This is a genomic window from Acinetobacter sp. TSRC1-2, assembly GCF_049895885.1.
Taxonomy (GTDB): Bacteria; Pseudomonadota; Gammaproteobacteria; order Pseudomonadales; family Moraxellaceae; genus Acinetobacter.
The window spans coordinates 1-1,375 of sequence record NZ_JAFCTF010000034.1; the positions used below are offsets into that span (position 1 = coordinate 1).

Annotated in this window: 1 protein-coding gene; it reads left to right on the top strand. The window is 45.4% G+C overall.

Features of this window, described 5'->3' with window-relative positions:
• Positions 1-93 precede the first annotated feature (93 nt).
• Positions 94-1,375 (top strand): ISNCY family transposase (locus ACP69Y_RS16580; RefSeq protein WP_425919539.1); only part of this gene is annotated, 1,282 nt, incomplete at its 3' end.

A 1,375-nucleotide genomic window follows, 5' to 3' on the forward strand; every position in this document is an offset into this window, starting at 1 on the left:
TGTTAGAACCCATTTAAAGTGTCTATATTCTCACCAATAAAAATGTCTGGTTTATGATGGTTTTTATCACCATGGACTGGATATAAAATATAGATGCTGATCACTATGTCTGATAAAGAAATACAACGTCTTGCTGTACTGCAAGACGTTCGAGATCATCGTATTACCCAAGTCCGTGCTGCTGAAATCCTGAGTCTTTCCACCCGTCAAATTACCCGGTTGTTGCAGAAGCTCAATCAAGATGGTGTTTCAGGTATGGCGCATGCCAGTCGTGGTCAACCTGGCCATCGTCGCCATGATGAGTTATTAAAATCAAAATGTCTTTCCATTATTTCTGAACATCTGCTTGGATTTGGACCCACCTTGGCGCATGAGAAGCTCAGCAGCATATTTGACCTGAATATCCCGGTAGAAACGGTTCGGCGCTGGATGACGGCCAATGGGCTCTGGATTCCGCGATCCAAGCGCCTGAAACGTCCATATCAGCCACGCTATAACCGGGATTGCTTCGGTGAACTGATCCAGATTGATGGCTCATATCATGACTGGTTTGAAGGCCGAGCCGCCAAATGCTGTTTGCTGGTGTATATCGATGATGCCACTGGCAAGCTGCTGCATCTGCGCTTTTGTGAGGCTGAAACGACCTTTGACTATATGCTTTCAACCCGAGCCTACATTGAGCGATATGGCAAGCCTTTGGCCTTTTATAGCGATAAACACTCGGTATTCCGAGTCAATCAGAAATCTAGCCAAGACAGCAAGATCACGCAATTTGGGCGGATTCTGAACGAGTTAAACATTGATATTATCTTCGCCAATTCACCACAGGCCAAAGGTCGCGTAGAGCGAGCGAATAGAACCCTTCAGGACCGTTTGATCAAGGAGATGCGCCTGGAAGGCATTGGCTCGATTGCTGAGGCCAATACATGGCTACCCTGCTTTATTGAACATTTCAATCAGAAATTCGCCAAATGTGCGAGAAACTCAAAGAATTTACATCGACCATTAACCGAATCTGATCTTGAACTGGATGATATTTTTACCTGGCAGGAACCGCGTAAGGTCACGAAGAATCTGACGATTACCTATGACAAATGTATTTATCTGCTTGAACCGACAGAGCTGAATCATAAGCTTGTTGGGCAATACATTTCATTTCTGGAGTATCCGGATGGCACCGTGGCCCTGATGTATGAGGGACGAAAGCTCAACTACAGCATCTTCAATAAATTGGCTGGGCTACAGCAAAATGAAGTGGTTGAGAATAAACGGTTAGGTGCAGTCCTGGCGCATATCCAGCAACAACATGAAGAGTTGGAAAAACAGAATAAACGTTCCCGGGCCCAGAAAAGTATGCCGAGTCGTAAAGCTCAGA